Annotated in this window: 27 protein-coding genes and 1 other annotated feature; of the genes, 4 read left to right on the top strand and 23 right to left on the bottom strand. The window is 46.1% G+C overall.

Going from position 1 to position 25,860, the window contains the following annotated elements; translation table 11 throughout:
• Positions 1-55: 55 nt before the first annotated feature.
• Together rplL and rplJ are read right to left on the bottom strand one after the other, a co-directional pair.
• Positions 56-421 carry a 50S ribosomal protein L7/L12 gene (rplL, locus tag ACLUWI_RS07185; protein ID WP_006500483.1) on the bottom strand — a complete coding sequence of 122 codons (366 nt, stop codon included), beginning with the start codon at positions 419-421 and terminating at the stop codon, positions 56-58.
• A 74-nt stretch (positions 422-495) separates the two neighbouring features.
• Positions 496-1,002, bottom strand: a complete 507-nt coding sequence (gene rplJ, locus ACLUWI_RS07180; protein WP_302147608.1) for a 50S ribosomal protein L10 — start codon at positions 1,000-1,002, stop codon at positions 496-498.
• Between the two features lie 29 nt (positions 1,003-1,031).
• Positions 1,032-1,151, bottom strand: a sequence feature (ribosomal protein L10 leader region).
• 315 nt (positions 1,152-1,466) lie between these two features.
• On the opposite strand from rplJ, the gene ACLUWI_RS07175 reads away from it, so the two are divergent.
• Positions 1,467-2,798: an APC family permease gene (locus ACLUWI_RS07175; protein ID WP_412146754.1), complete on the top strand. Its 1,332-nt coding sequence runs from the start codon at positions 1,467-1,469 to the stop codon at positions 2,796-2,798.
• A 537-nt stretch (positions 2,799-3,335) separates the two neighbouring features.
• On the opposite strand, the gene rplA is transcribed toward ACLUWI_RS07175, so the two are convergent.
• From rplA to ACLUWI_RS07095, 16 genes are all read right to left on the bottom strand, one after another.
• Positions 3,336-4,028 carry a 50S ribosomal protein L1 gene (gene rplA / locus ACLUWI_RS07170; RefSeq protein WP_412146753.1) on the bottom strand — a complete coding sequence of 231 codons (693 nt, stop codon included), beginning with the start codon at positions 4,026-4,028 and terminating at the stop codon, positions 3,336-3,338.
• 94 nt (positions 4,029-4,122) lie between these two features.
• Positions 4,123-4,548 carry a 50S ribosomal protein L11 gene (gene rplK, locus ACLUWI_RS07165; protein WP_033934284.1) on the bottom strand — a complete coding sequence of 142 codons (426 nt, stop codon included), beginning with the start codon at positions 4,546-4,548 and terminating at the stop codon, positions 4,123-4,125.
• 144 nt (positions 4,549-4,692) lie between these two features.
• Entirely contained in the window at positions 4,693-5,244 is a 552-nt protein-coding gene (nusG, locus tag ACLUWI_RS07160) for a transcription termination/antitermination protein NusG (protein ID WP_412146752.1), read from the bottom strand.
• A 114-nt stretch (positions 5,245-5,358) separates the two neighbouring features.
• On the bottom strand, positions 5,359-5,538 hold the full coding sequence (gene secE, locus ACLUWI_RS07155; RefSeq protein WP_412146751.1) for a preprotein translocase subunit SecE: 180 nt from the start codon (positions 5,536-5,538) through the stop codon (positions 5,359-5,361).
• A 12-nt stretch (positions 5,539-5,550) separates the two neighbouring features.
• Positions 5,551-5,700, bottom strand: coding sequence for a 50S ribosomal protein L33 (gene rpmG / locus ACLUWI_RS07150; protein WP_074504486.1), 150 nt, complete (start codon positions 5,698-5,700; stop codon positions 5,551-5,553).
• A gap of 60 nt (positions 5,701-5,760) precedes the next feature.
• The gene (locus ACLUWI_RS07145; RefSeq protein ID WP_412146750.1) at positions 5,761-6,342 is read right to left on the bottom strand and encodes an RNA polymerase sigma factor; all 582 of its coding nucleotides are present in this window, start codon (positions 6,340-6,342) and stop codon (positions 5,761-5,763) included.
• Between the two features lie 227 nt (positions 6,343-6,569).
• On the bottom strand, positions 6,570-7,808 hold the full coding sequence (locus ACLUWI_RS07140; RefSeq protein ID WP_412146749.1) for an MFS transporter: 1,239 nt from the start codon (positions 7,806-7,808) through the stop codon (positions 6,570-6,572).
• Positions 7,798-9,108 carry an alkaline phosphatase family protein gene (locus ACLUWI_RS07135; protein ID WP_412146748.1) on the bottom strand — a complete coding sequence of 437 codons (1,311 nt, stop codon included), beginning with the start codon at positions 9,106-9,108 and terminating at the stop codon, positions 7,798-7,800. The genes ACLUWI_RS07140 and ACLUWI_RS07135 overlap by 11 nt, the downstream gene beginning before the upstream one ends.
• 66 nt (positions 9,109-9,174) lie before the next feature.
• Positions 9,175-9,921, bottom strand: a complete 747-nt coding sequence (gene rlmB, locus ACLUWI_RS07130) for a 23S rRNA (guanosine(2251)-2'-O)-methyltransferase RlmB (protein ID WP_006500494.1) — start codon at positions 9,919-9,921, stop codon at positions 9,175-9,177.
• Entirely contained in the window at positions 9,911-10,324 is a 414-nt protein-coding gene (locus ACLUWI_RS07125; RefSeq protein WP_275263781.1) for a Mini-ribonuclease 3, read from the bottom strand. The genes rlmB and ACLUWI_RS07125 overlap by 11 nt, the downstream gene beginning before the upstream one ends.
• Before the next feature lies 1 nt (position 10,325).
• On the bottom strand, positions 10,326-11,738 hold the full coding sequence (cysS, locus tag ACLUWI_RS07120) for a cysteine--tRNA ligase (RefSeq protein ID WP_412146747.1): 1,413 nt from the start codon (positions 11,736-11,738) through the stop codon (positions 10,326-10,328).
• Between the two features lie 315 nt (positions 11,739-12,053).
• Entirely contained in the window at positions 12,054-12,680 is a 627-nt protein-coding gene (locus ACLUWI_RS07115; RefSeq protein WP_412146746.1) for a phosphatase PAP2 family protein, read from the bottom strand.
• 127 nt (positions 12,681-12,807) lie between these two features.
• Entirely contained in the window at positions 12,808-14,307 is a 1,500-nt protein-coding gene (gltX, locus tag ACLUWI_RS07110) for a glutamate--tRNA ligase (protein ID WP_412146745.1), read from the bottom strand.
• Positions 14,308-14,381: 74 nt separating this feature from the next.
• On the bottom strand, positions 14,382-15,578 hold the full coding sequence (locus ACLUWI_RS07105) for a PIN/TRAM domain-containing protein (protein ID WP_412146744.1): 1,197 nt from the start codon (positions 15,576-15,578) through the stop codon (positions 14,382-14,384).
• A 46-nt stretch (positions 15,579-15,624) separates the two neighbouring features.
• Positions 15,625-17,001 carry a DNA repair protein RadA gene (gene radA / locus ACLUWI_RS07100; RefSeq protein ID WP_412146743.1) on the bottom strand — a complete coding sequence of 459 codons (1,377 nt, stop codon included), beginning with the start codon at positions 16,999-17,001 and terminating at the stop codon, positions 15,625-15,627.
• A gap of 38 nt (positions 17,002-17,039) precedes the next feature.
• Positions 17,040-17,579 (bottom strand): dUTP diphosphatase, encoded by a 540-nt coding sequence (locus ACLUWI_RS07095; protein WP_412146742.1) that lies wholly within the window; start codon positions 17,577-17,579, stop codon positions 17,040-17,042.
• Between the two features lie 162 nt (positions 17,580-17,741).
• Here ACLUWI_RS07095 and ACLUWI_RS07090 point away from each other — a divergent pair, with 162 nt between their 5' ends.
• The 3 genes from ACLUWI_RS07090 (at position 17,742) to ACLUWI_RS07080 (ending at position 20,186) form a co-directional block, all read left to right on the top strand.
• Entirely contained in the window at positions 17,742-18,041 is a 300-nt protein-coding gene (locus ACLUWI_RS07090; RefSeq protein ID WP_412146741.1) for a GNAT family N-acetyltransferase, read from the top strand.
• Between the two features lie 13 nt (positions 18,042-18,054).
• Complete coding sequence (rpiA, locus tag ACLUWI_RS07085) at positions 18,055-18,735, top strand: ribose-5-phosphate isomerase RpiA (RefSeq protein WP_412146740.1); 681 nt, start codon at positions 18,055-18,057, stop codon at positions 18,733-18,735.
• 113 nt (positions 18,736-18,848) lie between these two features.
• On the top strand, positions 18,849-20,186 hold the full coding sequence (locus ACLUWI_RS07080; protein ID WP_412146739.1) for an aminopeptidase C: 1,338 nt from the start codon (positions 18,849-18,851) through the stop codon (positions 20,184-20,186).
• A gap of 48 nt (positions 20,187-20,234) precedes the next feature.
• Here the strand turns inward: ACLUWI_RS07080 and ACLUWI_RS07075 are convergent, their stop codons facing one another.
• The 5 genes from ACLUWI_RS07075 to ACLUWI_RS07055 form a co-directional block, all read right to left on the bottom strand.
• Positions 20,235-21,098 carry a prolyl oligopeptidase family serine peptidase gene (locus ACLUWI_RS07075; RefSeq protein WP_412146738.1) on the bottom strand — a complete coding sequence of 288 codons (864 nt, stop codon included), beginning with the start codon at positions 21,096-21,098 and terminating at the stop codon, positions 20,235-20,237.
• Positions 21,088-21,783 carry a 2,3-bisphosphoglycerate-dependent phosphoglycerate mutase gene (locus ACLUWI_RS07070; RefSeq protein WP_412146758.1) on the bottom strand — a complete coding sequence of 232 codons (696 nt, stop codon included), beginning with the start codon at positions 21,781-21,783 and terminating at the stop codon, positions 21,088-21,090. The genes ACLUWI_RS07075 and ACLUWI_RS07070 overlap by 11 nt, the downstream gene beginning before the upstream one ends.
• Before the next feature lie 178 nt (positions 21,784-21,961).
• Positions 21,962-22,915, bottom strand: coding sequence for an AEC family transporter (locus ACLUWI_RS07065; protein ID WP_412146737.1), 954 nt, complete (start codon positions 22,913-22,915; stop codon positions 21,962-21,964).
• Between the two features lie 109 nt (positions 22,916-23,024).
• Positions 23,025-23,993, bottom strand: a complete 969-nt coding sequence (locus ACLUWI_RS07060; RefSeq protein ID WP_412146736.1) for a beta-galactosidase small subunit — start codon at positions 23,991-23,993, stop codon at positions 23,025-23,027.
• Positions 23,977-25,860 carry a glycoside hydrolase family 2 TIM barrel-domain containing protein gene (locus ACLUWI_RS07055; RefSeq protein WP_412146735.1) on the bottom strand — a complete coding sequence of 628 codons (1,884 nt, stop codon included), beginning with the start codon at positions 25,858-25,860 and terminating at the stop codon, positions 23,977-23,979. The genes ACLUWI_RS07060 and ACLUWI_RS07055 overlap by 17 nt, the downstream gene beginning before the upstream one ends.

Here is a 25,860-nt window from a genome sequence, read left to right as displayed (position 1 = left end):
ATAAAAAAAAGCGACGACCGCATTGCGATCGTCACTTCTTATTATTAAGCTGAGACTACTTAAGGGTAACAGTAGCACCTGCGGCTTCAAGCTTTTCCTTGATGTCGTTGGCTTCGTCTTCCTTAACGTCTTCCTTGACAGCGGATGGTGCGTTGTCAACCAGGTCCTTAGCGTCCTTCAGGCCCAGACCAGTAATGTCCTTAACAGCCTTGATGACCTTAACCTTTGCAGAACCTGCAGAAGTCAGTTCAACAGTGAAGCTGTCCTTAGCAGCAGCTTCGCCACCAGCAGCACCGGCAACAGCAACTGGAGCAGCAGCAGAAACGTCGAATTCTTCTTCGATAGCCTTAACCAGGTCGTTAAGGTCAGAGATTGATGCTTCTTTCAGAGAAGCAATGATAGCATCCTTATCAAAAGCCATGTTTATTTTCCTCCAATATTTCGGTTTATGCGCTTAAGCGCAGATTTTTAAATTTAGCGGGTACGCTGAGAAGCTTAGGCAGCTTCTTCTTCGCTCTTCTTGTCGGCAACAGCCTTGACTGCACGGGCAATCTTCCGCATTGGATCTTGCAGAGCGCTTGCCAGCATGGACAGCAGGTCTTCGCGACTTGGCATCGTAGCGTATTCGTTGATCTTGTCGAGGGTTTGAACCTTCTTTTCGATGAAGCCACCCTTGATTTCCAGAGCTTCGTGGTCGTCAGCAAACTTCTTCAGAATCTTTGCTGGAGCAATAGCATCTTCATCAGAGAATGCTACGGCCGTTGGGCCAACGAACGTGCTCTTCAGATCTTCGTAGTCCGTACCTTCAACAGCACGTTCCAGAATCTTGTTCTTGATAACCATCATCTTGATGTCTGCATCACGCAGTTGCTTACGCAAATCCGTAACTTCGGCAACCGTCAGACCACGGTAATCAACAACAATGGCCGTTTCAGCGTTCGTCAGCATTTCGTTGACGTTCTTAACTGCTTCAGCCTTCTTAGCAATCGTTGCTTCGCTCATGAATTTCACCTCCTGCGATGTATTTTTGATCGGATTTAAAAAAATCCCTATGACCGGCAGACATAGAGAAGGAACATTTCATTTCTTCCTCGGCAGGCATTAATTAAGGCTTGTGCCACCTGAGTCTTAGGCAGAGTCATATTTAATCAACTTTGCTAGTATAACAGGATTAGATAAAGATTGCAATAACATTTCTCCAAATTATTTCCGATCATAATTAGTTGCGTTTGATTTTTTCTCATGTTAATGTAAGATTTGTAAATTTTTCCAACGTCAAGAGGTGCGTTTAATGATTCAACATTATTCTAAAATCAGCCAATCCTCATCCTCAGCTTTAATTTAAAAGCAGTTGAGGAATTTTGACGTACTCAAATCACCAGCAACACCGAGTATGCTTAACTGCTTTAGAATTCAGCAGTTGATCAACTCGGTTTTTTGTTGGCAAAATGAATGGAGGATTCTATATGGAAAAACAGCCACAAACAGAGTTGAAACGCTCGCTCGGTTTCGGTTCAGCACTTTCGATCGTAATCGGCACCATTATCGGCTCTGGTATCTTCTTTAAACAAGGATCAGTCTTAGATAGTGCTGGATCTTCAACCATGGCTATCCTCGCCTGGGTTTTAGGAGGTATCATCACTTTAACGGCCGGCCTGACGATTGCTGAAATCGGTTCGCAAATGCCCTATACCGGCGGCTTGTACGTCTATATCGAGAACCTTTACGGTCGTATCTGGGGATTTTTAGCCGGCTGGATGCAGATCATCGTTTACGGTCCTGCAATTATTGCCTCCGTAGCTGGATTTATGAGCATTTTGATGGCTAATCTTTTTGGCCTCAGTTCTGCTTGGCGAATCCCCCTTGCCGTCATAACAATTCTTGCCATCGGCGCTATGAACATGTTGGAAAACCGAGTTGGGGCAGCATTTTCCGTAATTACTACGATCGCCAAAATGATTCCAATTGCCGCAATTATTATTTTTGGCCTGTTTTGGGGACATCAGCACGCTTTTGGTCAGACACTCAGCCAAGTACATCAATCGACCGGTAATTTTGGAGTTGCCATCTTAGCAACCTTATTTGGCTACGATGGCTGGATTCTAATCGCCAATTTAGGTGGTGAAATGAAGAACCCGCAAAAACTGCTGCCCAAAGCGATTATTTTAGGAATCAGCGCTGTCTTATTGATCTATACCTTAATTACAATTGGCGTTCTCCGTTTTTTACCAGTCCAAACGATTCACCGCTTGGGCGAGAATACGACTGCCTATCTCGCGGTTAAGGCTTTTGGGACAATCGGCGGCAAGCTTTTATCCATTGGTATTATCATTTCAATGATGGGGACGATCAACGGCAAGATGCTAACCTTCCCAAGAATCGTCTATGCCATGGCTAAACGGCGCGACATTCCATTTTCCCGGGCCTTATCCTATCTAACTCCTAAAGGAAAATCTCCGGTCGTCGCAACGCTTTTCATTATTCTGTTAGCTACCATTATGATGCTGTTCTTTGATCCTGATCATTTATCGGATCTATGCGTATTTACCGTCTACTGTTTTTATATTTTGGCTTTCTTTGGCATCTTCATTCTTCGCAAGACCAATGAAGCATCCCGTCCATTCTCCACACCACTTTATCCTTGGATTCCAATTATTGCAATTGCTGGTGGCATCTTTGTCTTGGTCAGTGAGATCATCAATGATCCAGCCGGTGTCATGCTTTTTGTCGGCGTGGTCATAATCGGACTGCCTGTATTTTGGATTGTCAAAAAAATCGATCAATCAGCTAATGATTAACCTTAATAACTAAAGAAGCGATCGCGTTTTAATCACGATCGCTTTTTGATTTCAGTTTCTTTTGTCATATTGTTTTCTAATTAATTTATTGATTCGTCAATCTTCTTTATCATTTTAAATTTTATGGCGGTTTAAACATAAGATCGCCTCGTTTTAAGTGAACATCAATCCTACCTGATCAGCTAAGCGATGACTAACTATTTTCACAGCCCATTGGTATCAGCTCCATTCTTTTGTCCTACAGTGAAGCTATTTTATTACTGCTCGAATCATCTTAACCATCAGATACCACCTCGGTTGTTCGCCTGAAATGACTAATTACTTTCACAGCCCATTGGTATCAGCTCCATTCTTTTGTCCTGCAGTGAAGCTATTTTATTACTGCTCGAATCATCTTAATCATTAGGCATCACCTCATTTGGTTGCTACCTTTGCTACGTCTATATTATAGCACATGTTGTTAGCGCTTACATAGATTTTGAATAAAAAAGTCATCAAAATCAATTGATGACTTTTTATCGATTTTAAACCGTCAGCTTAGAAACTAGCCAGGTCAATCGTTACGCTAGGACCAAAAGTCGAAGCTACAGAAACGTGCTTGATGTAAGCACCGCGAACAGCTGCTGGACGAACCTTAACGATTGTTTCTTCAATCGTCTTCAAGTTTTCAACCAGCTTGTCCGTGTCAAAGGATGCCTTACCGAATGGAACGGCAACGTTGCCGTCACGGTCAGTCCGGTAGGTAACCTTGCCGGCCTTGGATTCAGAAACAGCCTTGGCTACGTCCATCGTAACCGTGCCCGTCTTAGGGTTTGGCATCAAGCCCTTAGGACCCAATACCCGACCCAGACGACCAACCAGTGGCATCATGTCTGGCGTTGCGATAGCAACGTCAAAGTCCAACCAACCGTCTTGAATCTTGTCAACCAGGTCTTGGTCGCCAACGAAGTCTGCACCAGCAGCTTCAGCTGCCTTAGCTTTTTCACCCTTTGCAAACACAATAACGGTTTGGTCTTTACCAGTACCGTTTGGCAGCACTACGGCACCACGCAATTGTTGGTCCGCTTGCTTCGTGTCTACGTTTAAGTTAAATGCAACTTCGAGGGTTGAATCGAAGTTTGCAAAGTCAATGTCTTTTACTAATTGTACCGCGTCGCTGACAGCGTATTCCTTCTTGGAATCAACTTTCTTCAGGGCGTCTTGGTACTTCTTACCGCGATGTTTAGCCATGTTGATGTTTTCCTCCTTGCAAATGTGGTCTAACGGAGTGTATACCTCCCACTAAGACTGTTCACTTTCATGAATCAGTCCGGTACGAGAAAGCTTAGCCTTCAACGACGAAGCCCATGCTCCGCGCCGTACCTTCGATCATGCGCATCGCTGCTTCAACGTCAGCGGCGTTAAGATCTTGCATCTTAGTTTCGGCGATTTGCTTAACTTGATCCTTGGTTACAGTAGCAACCTTCTTCGTGTTAGGTTCACCGGAACCGTGTTCAACACCAGCAGCCTTCTTCAGCAGTACAGCAGCAGGTGGCGTCTTCGTAATGAATTCGAACGAACGGTCTTCGTATACCGTAATTACAACAGGGATAATCATGCCCTTTTGATCTGCAGTCCGTGCGTTGAACTCCTTAGTGAAGCCCATGATGTTAATACCTGCTTGACCAAGTGCAGGACCCACTGGAGGAGCCGGCGTAGCGGCACCTGCAGGGATTTGCAACTTGACAATGTTAGCTACTTTTTTTGCCACGAGACAAAACCTCCTTAGTCCGTGTTGTGGTAATGATGGGGTAGTAAAATTTGCCCCTCCCACTGTATGCGTTAAATAGCATACTCGAAAAGGATACCACTAAATTACTGTTTTTTCAATAGACAGTCATTAAAAACATCTTGATTATTCGATTGAATCGATTTGGTCAAAGCCAACCTCAGCTGAAGTCAAACGGCCAAACATTTCAATCTCAGCCCGTAATTTCAGTTTGTCATGATCAACTTCGGTTACCTTACCAACCATATCAGCAAATGGTCCAGCAATAATCTTAACCGTATCGCCGACTTTAACGTCAATATCAGTACGTGGTGCTTCTTCTGAGTCGTCCATCCGCTTTAAAATGCGATCGACTTCTTCAGGCAGCAGTGGAGTTGGCTTAGAACCACCACCGTGAGAACCCAAAAAGCCGGTTACGCCTGGAGTATTCCGAGCGATGTACCATGCCTGATCAGTCATAACCATTTCTACTAAGACATAGCCAGGGAAAGTTTTTTCTTCAATTTCTTTAGCTTCACCATCTTTAACCTGGCGAACCTTTTCTTCGGGTACAACAACCCGAAAAATGTAGTCTTGCATTCCCATTGACTGAGCCCGGGATTCCAAATTGCTCTTAACTCGGTTTTCGTAGCCAGAATACGTGTGCAGCACGTACCAGCGCTTTTCAGTTGATTCCACGTTGTTCCTCCATTTTTGTAAAACCAAAAAAGTTCAAAATAAAAAACCCCGCCTAAAGCGAAGTTTTCTTAACCAAACAGCAGTATACCAGATTCCGCGCAATTTGACCAATAATTAGCCAACAATCAACAGCATGAACTGGTGCAGCAGCCAGTCAATAATCGCAAAAAAGATAATAAAGAAAATCGTCAGCGAAACTACCGTAGTCGTGTCCCGCCGCGTTTCTTTAGCAGTTGGCCAGACTACCTTATGCATTTCAGTATTAACGCTCTTTACGAATTTTGTAAGTTTCATTGAAATCGTCCCTTATTTTGTTTCTCGATGCAAAGTATATTCACCGCAGTGCTTGCAGAACTTGCTTAGTTCCAAGCGCGATTCACGATCAGGCTTAACCGTTATCGTGTAGTTGCGCGCACCGCATTTGGTACATTCCAGTGCCGCTTTTTTCTGAGTCATCCGATGCCTCCAATTATACCTGTCTAGCCTATCATGGACCCAGGTATAAAAGCAACTCACTTAAGCCCGCAAAGCCAAAATCAATTTCTTTCGACACCGTGATAAAGCGGATTGAATCGTACGCTGATGGCAGCCGAATTTTTTGCATAATGCCGGCATATCCATAAATAGGCTGGCTATTAAAACCTCACGCTCAAAATTTGAAAGATCATAATCTAAAAAATTTTCAAAAATCAAACGACAATAGATTCGTTCTTCCATTGACTCTTGACTGGCAATTGGCAGCTGATCACTCAGACTCACCAAGCAATCCGTTGGAATCCTTTTTTTGGCACGGCACTTGCGATACTGACCCTTGGCAAAGTTTTCTAAAGAACGATAGAGATAATGGCTAAACGATGCATTCTGCTGGCCATCATAATGCAAAGCGACCTGATAAAGCAGTTGATACATATTTGAAAGCCAATCATGCAAAGACAGATCAGCTGGATGATATTTTTGCCAGGCATAGCAAAAAAGCCTCTGATAATTAACGAACAGTTTTTGAATTGCCAATGGATTGCCACTTTTTGCTTCGCGCAAAATTGCCTCTTCAGCAGCGGACGCTTGAAAATCAGCGTCACCGATTCTCGCTTTCGTCATTTTCTCCCTCTCGTTAGCAAATAGATTCGGGTTGCCTTGATTGATCAGTAAACTGATAGAAAAGCAGCGCACCTTTACCTGATGCGTTGCTCCGACAATTGCCGTCTCAGGCTCGCACCCTTGCTTGTTATTTTTAATATACACGATAAGTAAAGCGGTTACAAGCAGCAAACAAACTTTCATATATTTACATTTACGCCATTTTTACTTACAAATGGAAAGCTAAGTTAATCTGAAGGTACCGGCAGTCTCAAAAAGATCAAGAGTCCAATTGCAAATAAGACCGCCAATGAGGCAGCTCCCTTGGTTGATTCGCCCGTCAGCTGCGTTACGATTCCGACTAAGATCGGACCGATAATTGCTGAAAATTTCCCCAAGATATTGTAAAAGCCAAAAAACTCGCTGCTGTTTTCTTTAGGAATCAACTTGCCAAAATAAGAACGGCTCAATGCCTGAATACCGCCTTGGCTGGTACCAACCAATACCGCCAGAACCAAAAAATCACGCAGCGTTTTCAAGTGCAGCGCTTGCAGACAAATAAACAAGTAGACGCTGATCCCCAGCAACAAGGCCCGCCGCGTTGATGTGCGATTAGCCAGCCAGCCGTACCAGATTGAGAACGGAAAGGCAATCAGTTGCACGACCAGCAAAATAATCATCAGCATGGTAGTATCAATGCCCATATCGGATCCAATCGAAGTAGCCATCGTAAAAATCGTATCAACGCCATCAATGTAAAAGAAGTATGCAACCAAAAACCAAAATGCTGCTCGGTATTGGCGAATATGCCGCATTGTTTTTATCACGCGGGCAAAGCTGGCAGCAACCGGTTTTGCCTCTTTTGGCACGCTATAGCGCTGATGGGCATTTTTTAGAAACGGCCAGCCAAAAATAATCCACCAAAGGCCAGCCAAGATAAAACTGAAACGTGCAATTCCATAAGCATTCAGCCAGCCAAATCCATGACCAAGCTCAACTGCCAAAAAAATCAAAAAAGCCATGACGCCGCCCAGATACCCCATTCCGTATCCGGTTGATGACAGAGCATCGATTTGGCGATAATCGGCTACGTCGGTCAAAAAGCTGTCATAAAAAAGGTTGCCGCCTGAATAGCCGATGGCTGACAAGACATAGATGATCAGCAGCCATCGCCAGGCATTCGGTGATAAAATGCCCAAGATCATCGTCATAATGATGCCCAAGCCTGCAAACCAATTCAGCCAGCGTCGTTTGGCATAAGGATAATCCGCCATTGCTCCCAAAAACGGTGCTAAAAGCGAAACAACCAAAGTCCCCGCGCTGTTTGCATATCCCCACAATGCCGTTGAAAGTGCCGCTGAGACTCCATTCTGGTGAGCAACTGCCTTAAAATATACCGGCAAAACTGCGGTTACGACTAAAATGCCGTAGCCGGAATTAGCCCAGTCATAAAAGATCCATTGCCACTGCTGTTTGTTAAATTTCATGTTTCACTTCCTTAAAAATTCCTTTGATCGGCTTGCCGGCAGTTGGTTTGGGATAGCTTAAGCCAAGCAGCTCAGCAAACGTCGGCCCTTCATCTACCAGTTCGGCCCGCTCAACCTGGGCTCTTTTTCTGATATCCGGTCCATAAAAAACAGCGGTCGTAAAGTAGTCCGGCTTATCGGCCCCATAGCCATGCACACCACGGTAGCGATCACTTTTTCCCATCATTGATGGCAAGACTGATTCAACGACTGCTGGACGCTGCGCTTCATCAGTAAAGTACCAACCGGCTTTGGCCTCAACTAAAAATGCACAGTGCGGATCAGCCCCTAGCTTAACTGCCTGAGCACCATCATAGATCTTCTCAATTCCCTTAATTCCGGCAATTTCCCGTCTAACCTCATCGCGATCGACTCCTGGTCGCACGTAGACGTAGGTTTCGCCATCACAGGTTTTCGCCATCACCCGCCAATTATTTTTAAAGGTTTGCCGATTCTTAATTGGGATCAGCCACCCTTTTTTAGCAAACAGCGTATTAAGATGTATCATCTGGCTGACGTCAATCTGATAATGATCTCCCAGACAGACAAAATTGGTTTGGTCAAATGTACCAGCATCCTTAGTCGCCTGAATCAGCTGACCGACTCTTTGATCCAAACGCTGCAATGCCTGTCTGGCTTGATCTGATCTTACGCCATAGCGATGCCGCATACTGTCCATATCGACTAGATGAATTAAGGTTAGATCCGGCTTTTTATGTTCTAATGTCCAAGATGCCATTGCCGTCACGAAGTCATCCAGCCAGGGTTGTTTGATTCCTTTGCGCAAGCGACCAAACTTATGATTCATCTGGTACAAAAACCATGGTGAACTGGCTTTTAAAGACACCAATACCTGATTGGTCCAGATCCGATTGGGGAAAATTTCGGCAACGTTCCAGTCGATGCGGCTGCCAGCTGTTACCGGCCATAGGAAAGCTGCTGTTTTCAGTCCTGCCGAATGAGCAATGTCATACAGCGTCGCAGCTTTAATCTCTTTGCGTTGGTACCAATACCAATCCGGCGACTGCCGAGCTGGCTGCAGCTTGGTATTATTGATGATTCCATGAACTGCCGGATACTGCCCGGTAATAATCGATGTGTGTGATGGATAGGTCAAGGTTGGATAGATCCCTCGAACGCGCTTAACCCAAGTGCCTTGTGCGATCAAGTCGGCTAGATTAGGCGTTAGTTCACGCAGTTCATTTAGATCGCGAAATCCCATCGAATCGAGAGAAATTACTACTAATCTGCGTCGTTTCATAAAATAATCACCTCAATTTTTCAATAAAAATAAAACCGCAGTGTCAATCAACACTACGGCATGATTTTAAAGCGGATGACGCGAATTAAAGCCCTGATAGATCAAAAGGCTGGCCGCGACACTGGCATTTAGACTCTGGACATGGCCAATCATTGGAATCGTCAGCATCTCATCGCATGTTTTTTTCAGCAGCGGTGAGATTCCTTTTCCTTCATTGCCAATTACTAAAGCAACCGGTCCTTTAGCATCCCAACGACGGTAGTCAGTTCCTTGCATATCCGTACCAAATAACCACAGTCCGCGTTCCTTTAGCTCGTTGGCCGTTTGTACCAGATTGGTTACCCGCGCTACGGGAACATGTTCAATTGCTCCAGTTGACGTTTTGGCAACAACCGAGGTCAGACCAACGGAACGCCGTTTAGGAATGATCAGACCATGAACTCCTGCTGCGTCAGCCGTTCTAAGGATCGATCCTAGATTATGCGGATCTGCCAACTCGTCTAAAATCAAGAAAAACGGGGCTTCATCATGTTTTTCGGCGTTGGCAAACAGATCGTCAATCGTTGCATACCGGTAAGCCGCAATTGCCAGCGCAACCCCCTGGTGATTTTGATGATTGGTCATTTGATCCAGCTTGTTCTTGGGGACGTTTGAAATCACCAAATGCCGTTCCTTGGCCAGTTTGACGATCTGACCAATGATATCGGCTTTCAAATCCTTTTGAATAAAAACCTTGTTGATTTCTTGATCAGATTTCAGTGCCATTACCGCTGGGTGACGGCCAATAATAAATTCTGGTTCATCAGTTTTCATGTTTTGTTCTTCCTGTTTCTACTTGCTTAATGCACCATTGCGCCAATTCATTGATTCGCTCAAACTGTCCTGATAGCTGCAGATAGCCAAACAAGGCTTCAAATCCGGTTGACATGCGATACGTCAGAACTGAGGTATGTTTGGCATGAGTATAGCTGTTGGCATTACGACCACGCTTAAAATAGCTCCATTCATCCTCAGTCAAGAGTTCATCGGCCTTCATCAGCTCAATCAAAGCTGCTTGTGCTTTGGCTGAAACATAATGAGTAGCCTGGTGCTGCAGACGATTGGGCTTGCTCATTCCTAGTGCCAATAGATGTTGTCGAATAAATACCTCATAGACGGCATCCCCCAGATAAGCCAGGGCAATGCCATTTAGTTGCTGATAGTCGGCTTTTTCCATTTTATTCCTTTCTGTAGCGCGTTCCTTGCGGGGTATCTTCCAAAATAATCCCCTGCGCTTTTAATTCATCGCGAATCTGATCGCTTAAGGCAAAGTTCTTAGCAGCCCGTGCTTGATTACGCTTGCTGATCAGATCTTTGATGGCTTGATCATCAATTTCGCAATTAGACGTTTCCAAACGCACGCCAAAGATTCCCAGCAGCGTTTCCAGCTCCTTTTTAAGCATCTTAAGCGCTTCAGTCTTAACAACCGGCTTTTGGGCATAGACATTAGCATACTTGACCAACTCATAGACCGTGGCAATCCCGTTTTGGACGTTAATGTCATCATCCATCGCCGTAATGAACTGCTGCGTAAATGCCGCTACTCGTTGGGCAGCTTCATCGTCACTGCCATCCTGGGCATCACGCTGGCGATAGGTCAGATTGTCATAGGTGTTGCGGATGTGCTCCAGATTATTTTGCGCGTCCTGCAGGTTGGCCTCGCTATATTGAATCGGCCGCCGATACTGAGTGGTTGCCATAAAGAAACGCAATACCTGCGGATCAACATGCTTGATGATGTCGTGTACCGTAATAAAGTTATGCAGCGACTTACTCATTTTTTCATTATCTTTGCCGATCGTGACAAAGCCATTATGCATCCAGTAGCGAACAAACTTTTGTCCTGTTTCGGCTTCACTTTGAGCAATCTCATTTTCATGGTGCGGGAACTGCAGATCCTGACCACCAGCATGAATATCAATCGTTTTCCCTAAGTAGCGCGTTGACATGACCGAGCATTCAATGTGCCAGCCAGGCCGTCCTTGCCCCCATGGCGAATCCCAGTTGATCTCGCCTGGTTTGGCTGCCTTCCAAAGCGCAAAATCTAAAGGATCCTCTTTTTGGTGAATCTCTTCAGCTGTAATATGCTCACTAGCACCCGTTTCCAAATCATCGATTGATTGGCCGGAAAGCTCGCCATAATGCTTAAACTTGCGCGTCCGATAATAAACGTTGCCATCTTTAACATACGCATAGTCTTTTTCGATCAGAACCTTGATAAAGTCAATGATCTCAGGAATGCTTTCTGTCGCGCGCGGTCGCTTGGTAGCTGGTTCAATATTTAAGGCAGCCGTATCTTCCATGAAGGCCTTGATAAATTTGTCGGCCAGCTGAGGAACCGTAATTCCCTGTTCAGCAGCCGCCTTAATCATTTTGTCGTCAACATCGGTAAAGTTGGAGACATAGTTGACCTGATAGCCTTTAAACTCTAAATAACGGCGCACGGTATCAAAGGCAATGGCACTGCGAGCGTTGCCGATATGAATGTAGTTGTAGACCGTGGGACCACAGACGTACATGTTAACAACTCCAGGGTGCAAAGGCTTAAATTCTTCTTTTTTACGGGTAAACGTATTATAAATAGTCAACATAACGCCGTAATCCTCCTTGTAAAAGTAGTTGCAATAACAGTATTTTACCACAATTCACTGCGATTCCTGATTGACGTATTAAAAATAAATTGTTAAGTCTTTGTTCATACTTTTTTCATAAAAGGGTGCTAATATTACAGATGTAGTCAAACGAGATAGCTTGGCTGCAATCAATTTAACCGAAACCTATTATTTTTCAATTACTCCTCCCAATAGTAACCGAAAAATACACATTTTTACGAAATCTCCCCCAAGATCTTCGTAATACTCCTCAAGCAGCGGCTCCCCCGGCCGCTGCTTTTTCTTTACCTGATGCTAAAACAGCCTGGTCAGCAGCTCAGCTAATGGTGCGTACAGCCTTCTTAACAGCGCCACCCAGCCGGCAGCCATGACCATCGTACTGAAGACATCGCTTGGATAATGAGCTCTTAAGACCAGCCTGGATGAAGCAACCAAAAATAGCCAGACCAGGCCTAAAATACCAGTCCATGGCGTTGGCCAAAGTGACCAGATCATCAGCACCAAAACCGTCGTTCCCAAAACGTGTCCGCTGGGAAAGCTATAGCCACCGTCACCAGGCAAATGCTGGTCAGGCCGCTTGCGCTTAAAATACAATTTAACGCCAATTCCCAACGCATCCAGACTGCCCAGCGTTGCCAAGGCCCAAAACGCCGTGATTGAATCAGCATTCAGCCACAAGACACCGGCTAAGACAAACGCATAGCCGACCGTGAGCTTAGGCTGGCCAATCCACGCCACGCCGCGCCAAAAAGGACTGTTTTGCCGATTGGGTACCTGGTCATGCAGTCTTTGATCCAAGCGATGAAAAGCCGGCCAGTATTTTAATGACCAACTCATAAAGATTAAGGTCACCAAGGCTGCCAGCATCTGCAGTGCATCGTTTTGTGCGGGAGTGATTCGCATGTCTTCCTCCTTTGCCACTTTGCATCTTCTTGAATTATCTAAACATTCAACTCAAACAAAATGGGATCCTTATTCGGTCAAGCCGAATATCGGATCCCATTTTTAGTTTGATCTAACGCCAAGCTGGTCGTTAGGCATTAAAATCTTAAAGCTTGCCGTTTTCTACCCGGTCGATCATGTCGTCCAAACGAGCCAGCGTTGCTTTTTGACCAATCAGCTCAATGCTTTCCGGCAGTTGTGGGCCATGCGTTTCATGCGTAATCGCAATCCGCAGCGGCATCCACAGCTTGCGGCCCTTAACCTTGGTATCTTTTTGTACGCCTTTGATGCAGCGCAGAATGGACGTCGCATCCATAAAGTCCAAGGCAGCAATCTTGTCACGGAAATCGCGCAGCACTACAGCAACCGTTTCAGCACTCATTTCTTCTTTAGCTTCGTCAGTCAGGATCTGTGGCTCTTCGACAAATGGCTTAGCATATTGAAGAATTTCTTCACCATACGAGATTTCCCGCTTGAAGATTTCAACGATCCGCCGCATCCATTCGATCTTGTATGGATCAGCATGTTTTTCAATCAAACCGGCATTGATCAAAAGCGGCATGGCAACATTGAAGACTTCATCTACATCAGAATTCTTCATGTATTGGTTATTAATCCAGCGCAGTTTCTTACGATCAAAGGCCGCTGGCGACTTGGACAGACGCGTTTCATCATACATCTTGACGAATTCTTTGAGCGAGAAGATCTCGTCTTCGCCAACTGGTGACCAGCCCAATAAAATAATAAAGTTGTCCATGGCTTCTGGCAGATATCCCAGGTCACGGTACTGTTCGATAAACTGCAGCACGGATTCGTCACGCTTGGAGAGCTTCTTACCCGTTTCGTTGTTGATAATCAGTGCCATATGACCAAACTTTGGCGCTTCCCAGCCTAAAGCCTCGTAGATCATCATCTGCTTAGGCGTGTTGGAAACGTGGTCATCCCCACGGAAAACGTGACTGATCTTCATCAGATGATCATCAACGACGACGGCAAAGTTATAAGTTGGCATGCCATCACGCTTCATGATGACAAAGTCGCCGCCAACTGAAGCCGAGTCAAATGACAATGGCCCTTTAACGATATCATCCCAGGCATACGTGTGATCCTTTGGCACGCGGAACCGAATAACCGGCTTTAAGCCTTTTGCTTCAGCATCTGCTTGCGCCTGCTTGATTTCTTCATCAGTCATGCCAGCATATTCATATTCGTAATGAGGCATCTGGTGGGCTGCTTTTTGCCGTTCCCGTTGTTCAGCCAGCTCATCTTCGGTCATGTATGACTTGTAGGCCAGGTCCTTGTCCATCAGTTCCTGAACATACTTTTCATAAATGTCCTTGCGTTCTGATTGACGATATGGACCGTAGTCGCCGCCGATGTCAGGACCTTCATCCCAGTCCAGTCCCATCCACTTCAGATTATCCAACTGACTGCGTTCGCCATCCGCGATGTTACGCTTCGTATCAGTGTCTTCAATCCGAATGATGAATTTACCATGGTAGTGACGTGCAAACAGATAGTTGAACAGTGCCGTCCGTGCGTTACCAATGTGCAGGTGTCCAGTCGGGCTAGGTGCATAGCGAACCCGAATTTCGTTTTTTGACAAGTTGTTCCGCCTCTTTCATAAAAATTGAAAATATTTCTATTCTAGTGTACCGTGCAATGCTTAAATTGCAAATACTAGTTTTTGTGATTATTGTGATCGTTATGCTTATGATCTGTCTTTTTGGTTGATTCTGCCAATCGTTTCTGCTCCTGGCGCTCATTGCCGTCAATACCATGCGATGACGATGAATGTACCGGACGCGCGAAAATCATCCGACCAGCATCAGTCTGCAGCGCACTGGTTACCTCAACGTCCAGCTGTTCATTCATGTAGTAGCGGCCATCCTCAACCACGACCATCGTGCCATCATCCAGATAGGCAACTCCCTGCTGACGCTCGGTCCCTTTTTTAACGACGACGACCGTCAGCTGCTCGCCAGGAATCACACGTGGCCGCAATGATTTGGCCAGATTATTGATGTTAAGCACCTGTACGTTTTGGAATTGAATGACCTTATTTAGATTGTAATCGTTGGTAACGATCACGCCATCAACCTTTTTGGCCAGAGCAATCAATTTTTCATCGACTTCTTTGATATCTTCAAAGTCACCTTTATACATCTCAACCGGAACGATCTTTTCGCTGCGCAGCTTGTTTAAGATATCCAAGCCGCGCCGCCCCCGTACGCGTTTGATGCTTTCTCCGGCATCTGCGATATATTGCAGCTCATAAAGCACAAAATTCGGTACCAAAAGCGTTCCTTCCAAAAAACCGGTCTTGACCAGATCGTAAATGCGGCCGTCAATCAGGATGTTGGTATCCAAAATCTTATAGTGATGATAGTTTTCATCCTGACGCTTGATTACCTGGGCTTCTTGTTCATCTCGCCCGCGTCGCGTTAAAAGCTTACGCCATTCGTCTTGACGCGTGGTCCCTAAATGAAACCCTAAATAGCTGAACAGGATCATCAAAAGTACCGGCAAGACATTATTAACGACGGGAATACTCAATCGCCACAAAGGAATTGAGACCAAAATCGCCAAGATCAAGCCAAAAATCGTTGAAATTGCCCCAAAGAGCAGATAAGTCAGACTCTTTTTAGTCAGTGCGTTTTCTGCCTGTTTCAGCATCTTAATCGTCCAGTCAGTCAACAGCAGTGAAATCAGCCAAAAAACAAGTGCTCCAATCAAAAAATCAATTACTGACTCAATGGGCCGTGCCAACTGAACGCCAAACTGATTGCGCATGGCAATCCAAATCGGTGGTAGATAGTAAAAACCAACTGCTGCCCCTACAATTACGAACAGCAATCTGATAATTCTCTTTCTCACCTGCAACCCTCCTTTGATAAATCGTTACTGTGTCGTAATTTCTATTTTACGCTAATGCAAGCCGTAATGCTTCATTTATAGTCGTAACGCCGACCACTTCAATATCAGCTGGCGGATTCCAGCCCTGGAGATTATTTTTGGGAACCAAAATTCGTTTAAAGCCTAACTTAGCTGCTTCGGCAACCCGCTGCTCGATGCGGCTGACGCGGCGAATCTCACCAGTCAGCCCAACTTCGCCGACAAAAGCATCATCAGGGCGCGTACCCTTATCACGATAGCTGGAAGCAATCGCGATGGCAATCGCCAAATCAATCGCCGGCTCATCTAATTTAACGCCCCCGGCCGCCTTAAGATAGGCATCTTGATTTTGCAGCATAAGATTGGCGCGCTTTTCTAAAACTGCCATAATCAAAGAGACCCGATTCCGATTCAAGCCCGTCGCCGTTCGTTGAGCATTGCCAAAGACAGTCGGCGTAACCAGGGCCTGGATCTCAACTAAGATTGGCCGCGTCCCTTCCAATGAAACCACGACGGCTGACCCAGTAGCATCCTGGAGCCGCTCTTCTAAAAAGATCTCAGATGGATTTTTGACCTCTGCCAACCCCGCCGTACGCATTTCAAAGATGCCCAGTTCATTGGTCGAGCCAAAACGATTCTTAACCGCCCGTAAGATTCGATAGGTATGATGCAGATCGCCTTCAAAGTACAAAACGGTATCAACCATGTGTTCCAAAATTTTAGGCCCTGCCAGCGCGCCGCCTTTAGTAACGTGACCAACGACAAAAATCGTAATGTTCTTGCTTTTGGCAATCTGCATCAGCTGCGCGGTAACCTCTCTGATCTGTGACACGCTTCCAATCGCACTGTTGACATCAGTCGCCTGCATAGTCTGGACCGAATCGATCACCACATATTCAGGATTTAAATCATCGATTGTTGCCCGAATGCTGTCCATGCTGGTCTCTGGGTAGATGTAAAAATCATCGCCGGCTACTGCCAGACGTTCTGCCCGCATTTTAATCTGCGCGCCGCTTTCTTCACCCGAAACATACAGGACAGAATGCCCCTCATCGCTGAGTTGGCCTGAAACCTGCAACAAAAGCGTTGACTTGCCGATTCCAGGATCCCCGCCAATCAAAATCAGCGAACCCGGCACGATGCCGCCACCTAAAACCCGATTAAGCTCATTTAGCCTGGTCTTGACGCGCGGCAGCTTTTGAGCATCGATGTCTTTAACGCGCTGCGGTTTAGCAACGATTCCCGTCAATGTCGAAGAATGCCGTGTCGTGCTTTGCGTGTTTGCCGTTTCAACGCGCTCTTCAACCAGAGTATTCCACTGACCGCAGTTGGGACAGCGACCAAGGTAACGAGGCGAATTATAGCCGCAGTTTTGACAGATATACTGGGTTTTGACTTTCGCCATATGCATTTCCTTTCTTGATAAAAGCTGATTATTTGGAATTATTTTTTAGTTGAGCCAAAACCGCCCTCCCGATCTTTTTTAGGCATTGACTCATCATCAGCTGTTAAGTATGGCATAAAGATTCCCTGTGCAATTCGCTCACCTTTTTTTACATGGTAGTCAAAGAGCCCATAGTTCAACAGCTGTACGAAAATCTCGCCTTCATTGGCTGGATTGTTATAGTAGTCAGCATCAATGATTCCAACGCCATTGGGCAGAATCAGCCGCCGTTTTAAGGGGCCGCTGGAACGATTAAAGAGCATCAGTACTTCATCTGGCTGCATGTAGGCCTTGATTCCAGTAGGCACCAAAACCGGTTTGAGTGCCTGATCACCGGCTTTCAGCTCATCTTCGCCAAGCTTGGCACCATGTTTGATGGCGTGCAGCGCTTTAAAAAGGCCCTGTTTCCAGATTGAAGGTACCACAAAATCAGCAGCGGCCTCAAAGTCATAGCCAGCTGCCTGCTTGGTTTGCCGCTGCGGCAGGTTTAGGCCGGCATCAGCATACTTGGCAACAATCTCAAATCCTCTTTTTTTCATTTCTTCACCTCTAGAAATTTTACGTTCAGTTTTTATATTTTAATCGTAATCTATCTTTAAACTAGTCCAGCATTTAATTGTAGCATGTTAATCCTTGACAATCATTTCAGAACCATGGAAAATCAAATTGGATTAAATTTATTAATGATGGAGGGGACAAAAATGCAATTTGTAACGGAACCGCACCGCATCAGTGCTATCGATGATAATGGCAAATGGGTCGGCGACATCAGCTTCCCGCCGGTTGCCGGCTATCCTGACCGCGTCGTCGCAGAGCGTGTTTTTGTCGCTCCTGAAGGTCGTGGCCATGGACTGGCAGCCGAGCTTACCAAGCGCTTCGTTGATTGTGCCCATGAACGCCATCTGACGGTTAAACTGATGTGTCCATATGTTAAAGCGGCATTCCGTGATCATCCGGAATACCAGGATCTGCTATTACCGGAGGATCGCTTTAATCAATAAAGGAGCGTTCTATATGGACCAAAATGAATTGAAATCGCTTGTTGGCCGAGCTGCCGTTGAATACATCAAAGACGGCATGATCGTTGGTTTGGGTACTGGCTCGACTGTTCGCTATATGGTTGACGCGTTGGGCGAACGCGTTAAAAATGAAGGCTTGAACATCATCGGCGTCACCACCTCCAACCGTACGACCAAGCAGGCGCAAAGTCTTGGCATCACCATCAAAGATATTGATGAAGTCGACCACATCGACCTTACGATTGATGGTGCTGACGAGATCAGCGATGACTTCCAGGGCATTAAAGGTGGCGGTGGCGCCCTGCTTTGGGAAAAGATCGTTGCCGACATCTCCGAACATTACATGTGGATTGTTGATGAAAGCAAAATGGTTCACCAGCTGGGGGCCTTTCCACTGCCAGTTGAAGTGATCCCATTCGGTGCTCAGCATGTCTTTAACAAGCTGGCTGCCAAGGGCTACCAGCCAACTTGGCGAATGGATGGCGATCAGCGCTACCGTACCGATGAAAATGACTACATCATTGATCTGCATCTGGGCAAAATCGATGACCCAAAAGCCATGGCTGAAGAACTGATTCACATGGTTGGCGTTGTTGAGCACGGCTTATTCTTAAACCGGGTCAATGACGTTATCGTTGGTCGTCAAAACGGGCCAGAAATCCTGCATGCCCGTTAATATTAAAAGGCTCAACCGCGCAGAATGCCCGGTGAGCCTTTTTTTGATCACTTTTTTGGCTTGAATCGGACATTCGACTATAATTAAATCAATATCTTAAAGGAGTGATTTTTTTGAGTTTTGTCATTAATGCCGACCAACTGAAAGATTTCAAGCAAGACTATGCCAACCGCCAGGATACTCGGATTCTTGAACGGGCCGTAGCCAAAAACGGGGTCAAGGCTGCCAGCTTTGACTGGCACGCCATCGCCGACAATGATCAGCACTTCTCAATCGATCTGGCAACCGGTGACGTCGCCGATCAAAAGCAGTCGGGACGCTGCTGGCTGTTTGCCGCTTTAAACACGATGCGTCACAACATGCAGAATCGCTTTAATCTGCCGGATGATTTCGAGTTGTCGCAATCTTATGCCTTTTTCTGGGACAAGTTTGAAAAGGCCAACTGGTTTTATGAAAACATCATTCAAACTGCCAATCTGGATATTGACGATCGCAAGGTAGCCTGGCTTTTAGACGCGCCCCAATCTGATGGCGGTCAATGGGATATGCTGTGCGCATTGATTGAAAAATACGGAGTCGTACCTAAATCAGCTCAGCCCGAAACCTACAATTCCAGTCGCTCAAACGAAATCAATGCCGTTTTGAACAATCAATTGCGCCATGATGCCGTAATTTTGCGCCAATTGGTCCATGATCAGGCCAGCGAAGCTCAGATCAATGCCACGCGCAAAGAAATGCTCAACACTGTCTACCGCATGCTGGCCTATGCTTTTGGCGAACCGGTACAGACCTTTGATTTTGAATATCGAACTAAAAAAGACAAGCAGTTCCATCGCGACAGCAATCTGACACCGGTTGAATTCTTCGATAAGTACGTTGGCTGGGATCTAAGTGAATACGTCTCCATTATCCAAGCCCCAACTAAGGACAAGGCCTACCACAAGACCTATACGATCGAGATGCTGGGGAACGTGGTTGGCGGTCGTCAAGTCAAGCACTTAAACCTTTCAATGAAGGAATTAAAAGAACTGGCCATCAAGCAACTGCAAAACGGCGAAAGCGTCTGGTTTGGCTCTGACGTTGTCAAATATTCTGAGACCAAACTGGGCATCCTGGCGCTCAACACGTATGGCTATGAAGATCTGTTTGATACAAAACTGACCATGAACAAAGCCGACATGCTGGACTATCATCAGTCAATGATGGATCACGCCATGGTCTTGACTGGGGTTGATCTGGTCGATGGCAAGCCAGCCAAATGGAAAGTTGAGAACTCATGGGGGCCAAAAGTCGGTGAAAAAGGTTATTTCGTTATGAGTGATGAATGGATGGATCAATACGTCTACCAGATCGTCGTCAATAAAAAATATCTCAGTGATGAGCTCAAGGCTGACCAGGCTCAAGAACCAATCGTCCTTAAGCCATGGGATCCAATGGGAACTTTAGCCTAAATATCTGCAATAAAAAACTCATTGTCCAATCAGGCAATGAGTTTTTGTTTATTTAACGTTGCGATCCAAAAACTCGCGAGCAATGTCATAGATCTGCTGGCTCCAGAAGTCGCGTTCATGAACGGCACCATGAACTCGGTAGGCCTCAACGGCAACATGATGTTTCTCCAATTCATGATACATATCTTCCATTTCATGATATGGCACGGTCTGGTCGGCATCCCCATGCATCAGCAGAAATGGCGGATATTGCTGATTATCCTTGACTTGATATAATGGACTCATTTCCCGCTTGATGGCTGGCCATTTCGCCGGATCGGTGCCAAACAGGCAAAACTGCATGGCATCAGAGCCAGGCACGTTTTTAGAAAACTTAAAGGTATCTTCGACATCGGTTGGAGCAAAGCAGCTGATTACGGCATTAACGGCATCCGACTGATCAGCGTAGTCAGCTGTCCGGTAGCGCGGATCATTCGGCGTCAGTGCGGTTAAAAGAGCAGCATTGGCACCGGATGAAGTTCCCCAGATGCCAACCCGGTCAGGATCGATCTGATATTCAGCTGCATGGGCCCGCAGATAGCGAATCGCGGTTTTGACATCCTGCAAAAAAGCTGGGAACGCATGGCCATCCAAAGCGCTGCGATGCTGAACGGTTGCCACGATATAGCCGGCATGGACGAATTGAACTAATTGAGGAATCTTTTCACCCAAGGTCGGGGTCGTCCAAGAGCTGCCCTGAACAAAAACCAGCAGTGGTCGTTTTTCCTGTGGCAGATCCTTGTAGCGTTGCGTCCACGGTGCCAGAATCGACATTTTCTGCGCCTCGCCATCAGCAGCTGAATAGACGATATCTTCAATCAGTCTGACTTGACCAGCCAGCGTAGGATTGTTGGAAATTTCTTTAATTGACATGCTGTTCACCATCCGTAATAATTTTTTTCTCGATAATGTTCAAGTGATCGTCAAACCGGTATAAAATCGGCTCACCATTTGGGACCTCAACTTGATCAATCTGATCGTCAGCAATCGAATCCAGATATTTGATCAAAGCTCGCAACGAACTGCCATGCGCAACGATCAGCTGATTTCTGCCATCTAAAAGTCGTGGGGCAATCTGATCCTGCCAATATGGCAATAGCCGCTCTTGGGTCATCTTGAGGCTTTCGCTAAGCGGTACCTTTACTCCTAAACGGTCATAGCGTCGCTCATGGGTACGCTTCTTAAGCATTGGCGGCCGCTCCAAAAAGCCGCGCCGCCAATGATGCAAAGTTGCCGCGCCGACCTCTTTTTTGACCGCATCTTTGTTTAAGCCACTTAAGGCCCCATAATGACGCTCATTCAGTCGCCAGGTTTTATGAATCGGTAACCAAAGCTGATCGATTTTATCTAAAATCAAATTGGCCGTAATAATGGCCCGCTGCATGTAAGAAACGTGCACGTCATCAAACTGCAGGCCCAGTTTTGCCAATTGATCGCCAACCTGTTTGCCTTGCTGAATTCCCAACTTGGTGAGCGGTGCGTCGCTCCATCCCGTAAAAACGTTATCCTTGTTGGCCTGACTCTGACCGTGCCTAACGATTACCAGTGTTGCCGTCATCACTAACCTTCCCCCTTATGCTGCTTCTTTAACTATAACGCAAATCACCAATTGAAACGACTAATCAGACCAATAAAACTTTTTCTTAAAGATAAATGCCAAACGGCCAGCCTGTCTAGACTCGACAGGCTGACCGCTTATTTTTATCTATGCTTAAAAGATTCAGCGACTTGATTCATTAATGGACCAAGGTTTTAATTGCTACCATTAAAATTGGAATCACAATGATTGAAAGCGTGGTAGTCTCAGTTACCATAATCGCGGCATAGTTATAGTCAGCATGATACATTCGCGAAACGACCGGTGCATTGGTCATGACCGGCATTGCCGCCTGCAGAATAAAGACCTGCTTCATCATTATCGGCATGTTGCTTGGCAGTACCAAAATCGTCATTAGCAACGGTGCCAATAAGAACCGGCCCAGCAAAATCCCCCAGGCATCGCGCGTAAAACGAATTCTTGACAGGCCGGCATTGGACAACACGATACCAATAAACAGCATTGACATTGGAATCGTTAAATTGCCCAGATAAGCGCAGGTACTGATGATGAACTTAGGCAGCCGAATATGCAATGCCACCAAAACAACCGCCAGCATAAAGCCCAGTAGCGGTGGCGAGAACAGCTTGCCCAACGCCTGCTTAAAATCAATCTTAGCTGCTTGCATACCGTCATGCTGAATCAGCCAAACGCCTAGCGTCCAAAAGAAAGTCGTATTGGCCATGTAGTAGACCAGCACGTATGGAACTGAACGCGCGCCAAACAGAGCCAGGTTGATCGGCAGGCCGATAAAAACCGTATTGGAATTAAAAAACATCGAACTGAACAGACCAATGTGGCTCTTTTTGATAGCCAATGCTCTAGCAACGGCAAATGACAATGCAAACAGGATCAGCATCGATAAAACCGGATAGCGCAGATCCGGCAAAAGCGTCTTTAACTCGGCAGCCGTAAATTTGGTTGTAATCGTACTGATCATATAAGTCGGCAAGGCAACCTGGGTAACAATCTTTGAAATAGCCTTGGGTGAGTCAGGCGTAAACCAGTGCCGCTCATTCATAACAAATCCTGCTGCAATCATGATTAAGATGATCAAGACTCCTGACAGGCTTGACCAGAATATGCTTAACATCTTTTTCCCTCTCTTTATGCAAACTAACATGATCAATTTTACACCCGCCAACTGCTTGCAAAAATAAAAAATGGGAACTTCTTTAATCAAATTCCCATTTTCATCAAATCTATTCAATTGTTGCTGGCTCAATTTCAAAACTGAACTGATAGTCGCGATCAGCTGGCAGGTGATACCGTTCCTCAACATCGGCACCCCAACTGTCAATTCCCCCAACGCCACGCACGGCCCCTGCCACTACTAAGACTGTACGACGTTTGAGCGGCAGTTCTTCAATATGCGTTGCATTTTCCAATTCTGAAGCGGTATATGGCAGCAGACTAAAGTTGAATGGCTGCTCGGTCTGCTTGATAGTCAGGGCAAACGGCCACTCATCATGGTCGGCGTTATTTTGGGTTTGATTGCGGATAATTTTCAGCCGTGAGCTTTGCATGTGCATCCCCATTTCTTGTGGGGTTAAATAAGGCGTTACCGGAATTCCATCAACATGCCAGGTACCTTTGATTCCCCCTGCCATTCGATCGGGATAGGTTTCACCAGACAAGCCATCATATTCAAATTCAGTTGCCAAAGTCGGCATGATCAGCCGCACACCAAAGACGGGCAGTTCTGGCAGCCCCGCCTGACCAAAGTAATGAGCCGTAATCCGACATTTACCGCTGGCATCAATCGCATAGGCTACCTTGACCTGCGCTGCTGGATTGGTTGCTGTCTCGTAAGTAAACTCAATCTTAACCTGATCAGCAAATTCATGGTTGCTGAACTGATTGGTCAATGGAGCAATCGGCAGCTGATCAAAGTGACGGTCATCTACGGTCAGGTCAATATTGATACACCTAGGTGCCAGATCTGCTCCCAGCCACTGGGCACTCTTAAAGTTAAAGCCGTTACCACGGTCATTATCGGTTGTTGCTCGCCAATAGGTTGGATAAAGCGGTCGATAAAGCCATTCCTTATCGTTGAAACGCATTGACTCCAAACCGCCCTTTTCATAGCTGAACAGATATTGGTAGTTCTGGCCGTTCAGTCCCAACAGGCCATCATCATAAACGACGTGAATCTTATTTGTGCAGTCCATAGTAGTATCTTACCTCCTGCATTGCTGGTTTTGGCGTCCGGTCGGCAAACATCAGCCCATCGCCGGAAAATTCATTGTCACTGTGACGATCATCAAAATCGCCGCCATAGCGCATTACATCCTGACCGCTGATCTCATCGTGAACCAGCAGTGCCTGATCGATAAAGTCCCAGATGAATCCGCCAACGTATTGCGGATACTTATCGATCAATTCAATGTATGACCCCATGCCGCCATCTGAATTCCCCATGTCGTGCATGTACTCGCATTCAATAAACGGCTTGTCGGGATTATTCTGCAGATATTCCTCAACCTTCTTTGGTGGCAGATACATCCAGCTTTCCAAATCAGAAATCCGATCGCGATAGGCTGGCGTGTGCACGACGCCTTCATAGTGGACCAAGCGGCTGTCGTCATGCTCTTTATAGAATTCCTGCATTGCAACCAGATTATCGCCGGCATATGATTCGTTACCCAACGACCAGAATAAGATTGAAGTATGGTTCTTAAACGTCTCATAGTTGGTCCGCGCCCGATCAACTACGACTTCTTTCCATTGTGGAATAGAGCCAGGAACATTGAACGACGGCTCATCTTGCCCCATCTTTTGCCAGGTCGCATGTGTTTCCAGATTGTTTTCCGCCATCATGTAGATTCCGTTTTGATCACACATGTAGTACCAAGGAATCTGGTCTGAATAATGGCAGGTTCGTACGGCATTAATGTTGTTTTCCTTAAACGTGGCCATATCCTGTTCCATGTCGGCCATCGTTACGCAGCGGCCCGTCCGGCAGTTCCATTCGTGACGGTTAACGCCGTTGATGATCAAGCGCTGACCATTGAGCAGGACCACGTGATTGGCATTGATTTCTACGCGCCGAAAACCAAATCGATAAGGAACGACCTCTAGAAGCTGACCAGCTTGATCGCGCAGCTCGACAAACAATTGGTAAAGATAAGGGTGATGATTGTCCCAAAGATGAGCATCCTTAACTTTAATGTCATGTACGGCAACGCGTTCTGCGGCGGGCTTACTTTCATCAACAACCAACTTGCCCTGTGCATCAAGAACTTTGATCAAAACCTGACCAGCTTGCCCCTGCAGCTTTAGATCCACGTTAAAGATGCCGTTTTTAAAATCATCGGTCACGCGCGGCTTAAGATCCAAGTCTTCCAAATGCAGCTTAGGCTGACCCAACAGCTTGACGCTTCTAAAGATTCCTGAAAAACGGAACATGTCTTGGTCTTCCAGATAAGAAGCCGTGCTGTGTTTATATACGCGAACTGCCAAAACGTTGTCCGTGTCTTTCAAATAAGGCGTCAGATCAAATTCGCTGGGCGTAAAGCTGTCTTCTGCGTAGCCGACAAAATGGCCGTTCAGCCAGACGTACATCGCACGCTCAACCCCCTCAAACCTAACCCGAACGCTTTTTCCACGCAGTGATTCGCTCAGATCAAAGTGCTTGACGTATGAGCCATTGGTATTATCAGTCCCCTGGCTGAACGATCCTTCTTGAAGATCATCAGGGCTCAAGGCATAGGCCGGACGCCGATAGATCTTGCCGGCCCATGGATACCAGATATTGGTGTATTGGTTTTGAGCATAGCCGTTTAATTCAATCATGCTGGGAACCTTGATTAGATCCCATTTGCTGACATCATAGTCCGGTGCATAAAATTCCTTAATGCGATTTTGCGGATCCTTGGCAAAGGCAAAGCGCCACTGACCATCCAAACTCTGGGTAAAGCTGCTGTTTTGCTGATCAGCCTCGGCATAATCACGATACCATTGATGATCACTGTGGGCGGGCAACTGATTGACCCGGAACGTCTGTGGATCATCCAGCCATTTTAAATCTGCTTGCAT

The organism is Limosilactobacillus mucosae (assembly GCF_046939755.1).
Lineage (GTDB): Bacteria > Bacillota > Bacilli > Lactobacillales > Lactobacillaceae > Limosilactobacillus > Limosilactobacillus mucosae_A.
The sequence above is the reverse complement of the archived record's forward strand: the minus strand, read 5'-3'. Positions and strand labels throughout refer to the sequence as shown.

Bases quoted from the DNA above. Each gene is read 5' to 3' on its own strand.
- rplL (WP_006500483.1), bottom strand. From the start codon at position 421: ATGGCTTTTGATAAGGATGCTATCATTGCTTCTCTGAAAGAAGCATCA.
- rplJ (WP_302147608.1), bottom strand. From the start codon at position 1,002: ATGAGCGAAGCAACGATTGCTAAGAAGGCTGAAGCAGTTAAGAACGTC.
- ACLUWI_RS07175 (WP_412146754.1), top strand. From the start codon at position 1,467: ATGGAAAAACAGCCACAAACAGAGTTGAAACGCTCGCTCGGTTTCGGT.
- rplA (WP_412146753.1), bottom strand. From the start codon at position 4,028: ATGGCTAAACATCGCGGTAAGAAGTACCAAGACGCCCTGAAGAAAGTT.
- secE (WP_412146751.1), bottom strand. From the start codon at position 5,538: ATGAAACTTACAAAATTCGTAAAGAGCGTTAATACTGAAATGCATAAG.
- rpmG (WP_074504486.1), bottom strand. From the start codon at position 5,700: ATGACTCAGAAAAAAGCGGCACTGGAATGTACCAAATGCGGTGCGCGC.
- ACLUWI_RS07145 (WP_412146750.1), bottom strand. From the start codon at position 6,342: ATGACGAAAGCGAGAATCGGTGACGCTGATTTTCAAGCGTCCGCTGCT.
- ACLUWI_RS07140 (WP_412146749.1), bottom strand. From the start codon at position 7,808: ATGAAATTTAACAAACAGCAGTGGCAATGGATCTTTTATGACTGGGCT.
- ACLUWI_RS07135 (WP_412146748.1), bottom strand. From the start codon at position 9,108: ATGAAACGACGCAGATTAGTAGTAATTTCTCTCGATTCGATGGGATTT.
- rlmB (WP_006500494.1), bottom strand. From the start codon at position 9,921: ATGAAAACTGATGAACCAGAATTTATTATTGGCCGTCACCCAGCGGTA.
- ACLUWI_RS07125 (WP_275263781.1), bottom strand. From the start codon at position 10,324: ATGGAAAAAGCCGACTATCAGCAACTAAATGGCATTGCCCTGGCTTAT.
- cysS (WP_412146747.1), bottom strand. From the start codon at position 11,738: ATGTTGACTATTTATAATACGTTTACCCGTAAAAAAGAAGAATTTAAG.
- radA (WP_412146743.1), bottom strand. From the start codon at position 17,001: ATGGCGAAAGTCAAAACCCAGTATATCTGTCAAAACTGCGGCTATAAT.
- ACLUWI_RS07095 (WP_412146742.1), bottom strand. From the start codon at position 17,579: ATGAAAAAAAGAGGATTTGAGATTGTTGCCAAGTATGCTGATGCCGGC.
- ACLUWI_RS07090 (WP_412146741.1), top strand. From the start codon at position 17,742: ATGCAATTTGTAACGGAACCGCACCGCATCAGTGCTATCGATGATAAT.
- rpiA (WP_412146740.1), top strand. From the start codon at position 18,055: ATGGACCAAAATGAATTGAAATCGCTTGTTGGCCGAGCTGCCGTTGAA.
- ACLUWI_RS07075 (WP_412146738.1), bottom strand. From the start codon at position 21,098: ATGTCAATTAAAGAAATTTCCAACAATCCTACGCTGGCTGGTCAAGTC.
- ACLUWI_RS07070 (WP_412146758.1), bottom strand. From the start codon at position 21,783: ATGACGGCAACACTGGTAATCGTTAGGCACGGTCAGAGTCAGGCCAAC.
- ACLUWI_RS07065 (WP_412146737.1), bottom strand. From the start codon at position 22,915: ATGTTAAGCATATTCTGGTCAAGCCTGTCAGGAGTCTTGATCATCTTA.
- ACLUWI_RS07060 (WP_412146736.1), bottom strand. From the start codon at position 23,993: ATGGACTGCACAAATAAGATTCACGTCGTTTATGATGATGGCCTGTTG.
- ACLUWI_RS07055 (WP_412146735.1), bottom strand. From the start codon at position 25,860: ATGCAAGCAGATTTAAAATGGCTGGATGATCCACAGACGTTCCGGGTC.